The organism is Saccharopolyspora sp. NPDC045839 (assembly GCF_056431645.1).
Genome location: NZ_JBWKKH010000010.1, coordinates 49,802 through 55,863, shown reverse-complemented (window position 1 = coordinate 55,863; position 6,062 = coordinate 49,802). Strand labels below are relative to the sequence as shown.

8 protein-coding genes are annotated in these 6,062 nt (G+C 66.4%); 3 read left to right on the top strand and 5 right to left on the bottom strand.

The window, feature by feature from the left end:
* The first annotated feature begins 147 nt into the window (after window positions 1–147).
* The 3 genes from AC07EQ_RS16430 (at window position 148) to AC07EQ_RS16420 (ending at window position 2,352) form a co-directional block, all read left to right on the top strand.
* On the top strand, window positions 148–393 hold the full coding sequence (locus AC07EQ_RS16430; RefSeq protein WP_478388775.1) for a hypothetical protein: 246 nt from the start codon (window positions 148–150) through the stop codon (window positions 391–393).
* Between the two features lie 180 nt (window positions 394–573).
* On the top strand, window positions 574–804 hold the full coding sequence (locus tag AC07EQ_RS16425; protein WP_478388774.1) for a hypothetical protein: 231 nt from the start codon (window positions 574–576) through the stop codon (window positions 802–804).
* Between the two features lie 129 nt (window positions 805–933).
* On the top strand, window positions 934–2,352 hold the full coding sequence (locus AC07EQ_RS16420; protein ID WP_478388773.1) for an outer membrane protein assembly factor BamB family protein: 1,419 nt from the start codon (window positions 934–936) through the stop codon (window positions 2,350–2,352).
* Window positions 2,353–2,427: 75 nt separating this feature from the next.
* On the opposite strand, the gene AC07EQ_RS16415 is transcribed toward AC07EQ_RS16420, so the two are convergent.
* The 5 genes from AC07EQ_RS16415 to AC07EQ_RS16395 form a co-directional block, all read right to left on the bottom strand.
* Window positions 2,428–3,657: a hypothetical protein gene (locus tag AC07EQ_RS16415; RefSeq protein WP_478388772.1), complete on the bottom strand. Its 1,230-nt coding sequence runs from the start codon at window positions 3,655–3,657 to the stop codon at window positions 2,428–2,430.
* A 46-nt stretch (window positions 3,658–3,703) separates the two neighbouring features.
* A complete protein-coding gene (locus AC07EQ_RS16410) occupies window positions 3,704–4,282 on the bottom strand; it encodes a DUF3558 domain-containing protein (RefSeq protein WP_478388771.1) in 579 nt (192 codons plus the stop codon).
* Between the two features lie 12 nt (window positions 4,283–4,294).
* Entirely contained in the window at window positions 4,295–4,708 is a 414-nt protein-coding gene (locus tag AC07EQ_RS16405) for a hypothetical protein (RefSeq protein ID WP_358578322.1), read from the bottom strand.
* A gap of 153 nt (window positions 4,709–4,861) precedes the next feature.
* Window positions 4,862–5,650: an ESX secretion-associated protein EspG gene (locus AC07EQ_RS16400; RefSeq protein ID WP_132493660.1), complete on the bottom strand. Its 789-nt coding sequence runs from the start codon at window positions 5,648–5,650 to the stop codon at window positions 4,862–4,864.
* 93 nt (window positions 5,651–5,743) lie between these two features.
* Complete coding sequence (locus tag AC07EQ_RS16395; RefSeq protein WP_093268532.1) at window positions 5,744–6,031, bottom strand: DUF2530 domain-containing protein; 288 nt, start codon at window positions 6,029–6,031, stop codon at window positions 5,744–5,746.
* Between the last annotated feature and the right edge of the window lie 31 nt (window positions 6,032–6,062).

Genomic DNA, 6,062 nt, shown 5'->3' with positions numbered 1-6,062 from the left:
TGGGTGTGGTGATTATTGTGCCCGCGACGTCCACTGACAACCCACGTCCTCCCTCCCCCCCCCCCCCCACCCCCCCCCACCTCCCAAGCCAGGAAAGGAACCGATCTCATGTTCTGGATTCAGCTCAGCACATTCATTCTGTTCAACTTGTTGATCCTCGCGATGCTCACCACTCAGATCCCCGCACGGGCGATCGCCTTCGCGACAACGGGGCAGCACGCGGGAGGCGGCGAAGGCGCTTACACGGTGTGGCATCTCATCGCCGACATCGAAGCCGAAACCCGCGAAGCAGCAGACGAGCGCGGGCCGGAACACGAACATCCACGCATACCACCGGAATTCCCCACCACCGACCCCGACGAACCCACCGGGCGGCACCACCTGCGCACCTAGAACGCTCGTGAGTGGTTTGGGCCGCTATGCAGTCCAAACCACTCACGAGACCCGAGCAGGGCCGGTGCGGAGACCTCCCCCAACCCCCACCCGCACCGGCCCACCCCGGTGACCGGGCGCGATGCCCCCGAACCCACGCGCCCGGTCACCGGCCAAACCCTGCGGCTCAAGGAGAACGCGATGACGCGATCGGCCGAGAACGGCCCCGAAGGGCGAGTCGGATACTGGGCCGCCTTCGGCTACCAGAACCACGTGATCCCGGTCGAAGACCCACGCCGCGAAGGCCGAGACCTGATCGCGCTCTGCGGCGTGATGACAGCTCCCGAAGACGTCACCACCCGAGACGGCCGTCCGACCTGCTCCGTCTGCGCAATCGGAGTCCGAAGTGGACGAATAGACGTGCGGCCGTGACGTTCGGTCGAAGGTCGCATTTCCGGCATCGCGGTCGGGCATAATGCCGTCTGGCCTGATGGCAGGCCGTTTTGGGGGAGCGCTCCGAGTTCTGCGTGAGCGCGTTCATGCCGAGGGGAGCATGTCGAAGTGACTCATCGAGGCTGGCCGGGAAACCAAGGCCCGCAGCCCTATCCACAGCAGCCGTACCCGCCGCAGTACCCGGCGATGCCGCCCAAAAAGCGCCGGACGTGGGTGCCGTTCCTGATCATCGGGCTCGTCGTCGTCCTGGTCGGCGGCGGTGTGGCCGGATGGCTCGCACTGCGCGCCAGGTACGGCCCGAGGGATGCGGACCAGCGGCAGGCGGCGACGCTGCTCTGGAAAGAGAGCCCGACGATGGACGAGAAGCCGTTCAACAGCTGGGCTTCCGACGGCATCGTCGCGGTGATGCACGAAGACTGGCTCGACGCGTTCCACGCCGACTCCGGCGAAGACGCCTGGGGCATGGAACCGCCGTTGCGGGCCGGGGACGATGCCAAGCTGAGCCGGTTCTGCGGCATGAGCCACGAGGTCAAGAACGGCCTCGGCGTGGTCGCCTACGGCCCGTACAAGAAGGATTGGTACGGCGGCACCGGCTGCTCGACGATCGCCGTCATCGACGTCAAGACCGGCGCTGTCAAGCGGCAGTTCGACATGCCGATCGTCGAGAACAGGAGCACCACGAACTTCACCGATCCGGAGATCGTCGGCGATGTGGTGGTCTTCGCGCTGCACGACACCGTGTTCGGGATGAGCTTGACCAGCGGTAACGAGATCTGGCGGCACGACAGGGAAGTGCACCGGGGCTGCCGGGTGCTGGGCCCGGCCATCAGCGAACGCACCGTGGCGGTCCCGCTCGACTGCACCACCGACGGCCCCGCCCAGGAGCTCCTCCTGCTGGACCCGGCCACCGGCGCGGAGCGCGGGCGGGCGACGTACGAATCGCAGAGCCCGGTCGGGGTGGTCTCCGCCGACCCGCCCGTCATCGAGATCGCGACGAGCGACGACTTCCAGGCCCCGCGAACGCTGCTGGTCTTCGACGAGGCGGGGCGTCAGGTGACCACCATTCCGGAAGAGGTTCCCGCAGGGCGGCTGAACATCGCGTCGATCAACAGCCACGTCGACAGCCAATCGCGCAAGATGTACCGCGCCTTCATCGCCGACGGGATGCTCATCGCGTCGACGGTTAGCACGGCCGTCAACGCATACCGCGAAACCAACAAGATTGTGGCAGTCGATCTGAAGACCGGCGAGCAACGTTGGGCTGCAGAGCTCGGGCCGAAGATCACTGGCATGCCGTTCGCGGTTACGGGCAACAGCGTGCTCGTGATCAATCAGCACACGCACGAGAATCCGTCGCAGGTGTTCGAGATCCCGCTCAACGGAGGGAGTCCCAAACCGATCAGCGGCCTGTTCCCGGATCTGGGCACATTGATCGACAATTACAACCTGCACTGGGACGAGGGCACGGTTTACGGCATCTACATGGGCCCTGGGACGACTGCAACGCAGATCTTCGGCGTGCGGTAGCACCTAAAAGCGCTGGCCGCGCACCGGAATCGGTGCGCGGCCAGTTCGCTTTCGGTCGACCTCAGCGGGTGGTGATCACTCGCCGAAGACCGGTGGGGCGACCTTGGGCAGGCCCAGGTCGTCCCAGGCCTCGTCCGTGTCGACCCAGTACTTGTCCTCGTGCTCCAGGTCTTCCTCGCCCTGCTTGCCCTGGCCACGACCAGCACCACCAGCGCCCATGCCGCCGGCGCCACCACGACCGGCCGCACCAGCAGCGCCACCGGCACCAGCACCGGAACCGCCGCCGAGACCGCCGAGTCCGGCGCGCCCACCGGCACCCAGGCCCGCGCCGCGGCCGCCGGCGCCACCGGCGCCGAGCCCACGACCACCACCGGCACCCGCACCACCGGCACCGCCGCCGGGCGGCATCATGCCGATGCCGCCACCGCCCATGTTCGGGCCCGTGCCGACGTTGGGACCGGGGTTGGCGGGCAGGCCGGGACCGTTGGTGACGGGCGGCGAGGACCACTGCGACGTGTTCTGCGACGGGGTCGTGTAACCGTCGCCGGGGCCACCAGTGCCACCGGTGCCGCCGCTACCGCTGCCGCCGCCGAGGCTGCCACCCCAGCTGCCGCCACCGCCGCCACCACCAGGACCGCCGCCGGGAATCCCAGAACCGTTGGGAATGCTGCCAACGGTCGGGTTCGTCCCGGTGCTACCGGAGCCCTGGTCGTACGCCATCTCCGGAGCCTTCGGGTAGAAGGCCAGGTTCTGCGAGACGTTCGTGGTGCTGTTGCTGTAGTTGTCGTAGTGCTGCTTGGCTTCCTGAGCCTTCTCGGTGGCCTCGCGCTCCTGCTTCTGCAGGTCGGTCTCGCCACCGACCAGCCAAGCGCCGCCCTTCTCGAGCATGTTGTCGGTCGCGTCGACCTTCACCGGCTCAGGCATGCTGTGCTTGACCTTGCCGAAGTTCTGGACCTGCTGCTCAGCAGCGTCACCGACCGACGTCGAAACGTCCTTGGCGTCGCGGATGTAGTCAGTCATCGGGCTGAGCTTGTTGCCATGTTCTTCGGCTGCTTGGCCGGTCCAGGCAAGGCCCGCCTTGGTGTTGGCCGTGTCGAGGTCACTGGCAACCCGGTCAAACAGGTCGGCGATCTCGCCCTTCCAGCCGCGGACGGACTCGGCCAGATCGTTGGTGCCTTTGCCGCCCTGGATCTGCTGGTACTTCTCCGGGTGGTTGAAGCCCACCTTCTGCATGATCTCGTCCGTGTTACCACGGTCCGAATCACGCGTGAGCAGGTAACCGCCGACGAGGATCGGTAAAACCATGATCACACCCCCTTGTAAGTAATGGTCGTGGTATGCACGAACGCGATCAAGCGTTCGGAATGTTCTTCAGGACTTCGCTGGAGACCTTCTCGGCGTAGCCGCACGGGTCTTTCATCTCGGGCGAGTCGCCGCCGCGGAGGCTGAAATTGACTTCAATCGACTGGTCGTCGGCGACAGCCAGCTCGACGCGGCACAGAGTGCTCTGCTCATCGACGCGCGCGCCTTGGTAGCCATCAACCTGCGTCGGTTTGAAGTTGTCGCTCGAATCGGCGCCTTCCATGATCTTCGCCAGGCCGCCGACCTTGGTGTTGATCGCGATGTTGATCGCGAAGGCATCATTGCGGATGAAGCATTGAGTCTCTCCGTACTCGGATGTGCTCTGCTCCGTCTTGCCCTCGCCCTCGGCGCCCAGCTGCGACAGCTGGTCCTTAGTGATCAACTGGCAAGCATCCGTGGTGGACTTGAGGTTCTTCGGGTTCTCGACCTTCGGCACCGCCGACGTAGGGGCCGTTGTCGGCTCGGGTGCGGCCGATGTCTGCTCACTACCCGACCCTCCGGGGGAACACGCCGATACCCCCAGAACGGCGAGAAGTGACAAGGCGGTCAATGCTGCGCGGCGTTGCACGTGAGATCGTCCTTAAACCTGGCGAATACGGGAGTCTTCGTCGATGTTCTGGTAGTCGCGCGATGCGGCTTCGAGCTGCTCGATCTGCACCTGCAGGCGCTTCTTGGCGTCGTCGACGGCCCACGAGAGGCAACCTTCGTTGTGCCCTGCCATGTCGCCCAGCGCGGAGGAGAGTCGGTCGCTCACCTCGTCGTCACCAGGAGGCGCGATTTTCTGCAGCTGCTGCGCCTTGAACAGGATCTGGTCGAGCTTGTCCTGCGCGTCCTTGTATGCCGTGAGCAGGGCTGGAATCTGCTCGATGTCGACCTGGAACGCCGCCGCCGATGCGGTGCCGCCCGAGTTGATCGCGGTGTGGATCGTCGCAGACCGCGCGGCCTTCTGCCCCGCCGTGACGACAGCGTTGCCGATCCCGTCGAAGAATGACACCTCTCACTACCCCCTTTGTCCCCTGAATCAGGTACACGTCGCGCTTAGCTTGCCAGGTCTCTGCCCGTTCGTGCACAGGTGTGACGCTGCTTCGCGCGGATCGGTTCCCAACTCGTTGTCGGATTGGTCCTTTTGGCGGAGTGACGTTGGTCGTTACCAGGCCGCTTCGCGCTGGGTCTTCGTCGTCAGCTCGCCGAGCACCCGGGTGAACGTGCTCATGTCCGCCCCCGCGAACATCCGCTGGGTGCCGCTGTTGTAGACCGCCGTGCGGCCCTGCTGCAGGTCGATGATCCGCAGCGTCTGGTCTCCCCGGCGCTCGCGGCGTCGGTCGTCCCAGATCGTGACGCCCGCTTCGCCGAGGCCCAGTCGCGGGCCTTCGAGTAGCTGCGTCATCTTCCGGAAGCTCGCCACGTTCACGCCGCGCGCTCGCAGGCTCTGCTCGATCGCCTGCGGGTCTTCGTCCCCGCGGCGGCGCACGTCGGCCATGGCCGCGCGCATCTCCGCCAGGTCCACGCTCAGCGCCGGGCGGATGCGGGCCGGCGGGTGTTCCGGGAGCACCGACACCAGCGATGGGATCAGGTCGTTCGGGTGCACCGGTTCCAGGATGATCCGGTCGCCGTCGACGACCGTGCGCACCGCCGTCTTGTTCGCCTTCGACACCGCGGCGCGCAGTTCGCTGCCCTTCTGCGAGGAGAACCGCAGGTCGTATTCGACCGTCACGTGCGCGTAGATGCCGAGCAGCTCCATGACCCGGTCGTTCACGCCGCTCGGGCTGATCAGGCCGCGATCGCGGACCCGCTGCTCCGCCGCCTCGAACTCGCGAGGCATGTCTTTCACGGTCGTCCCGTAGTTGCTGTACGACGCGATCATCGGGATCCGGCTGAGATCGGCGCGTTCGGCCAGGATCGCGAATTCGAGTCGGTCGACGTCGAGCTTGGGCACTGGTGCTGCGCTCCCGCGTTAGGGCATCGGAACTTGATGTCGACTGTGCAGACTAACTGGTCGCGGGGCTGTTCGGAGCAGAATTGGGCAGGCTCAGCCGTCGAGTCCGGACAGGCCCTTCCAGGCGCCCCGGGAACCGCGGCGCGCCGCCGAGCGCTGCCAGCGGAACACGCCGTAGCCGATGATGCCGAGCACGCCCCCGGCCAGGCAGGTCCAGAACTGGATGCCGGCCCAGTCGCGGATGCCGAAAAGCACCACTCCGGCGAACCACAGGGCCGTGCCGAACAGCACCACCGGGGTGGGGTCCGCGAGCCGCCGCGGCAGCGGCGGAACCGGCCGGTGACCCGGCGCCGAGGGGGTGGATTCGCTGTCCTGTGCCACGTCAGGCAGGCTACTCCCGGTAATGAACGCG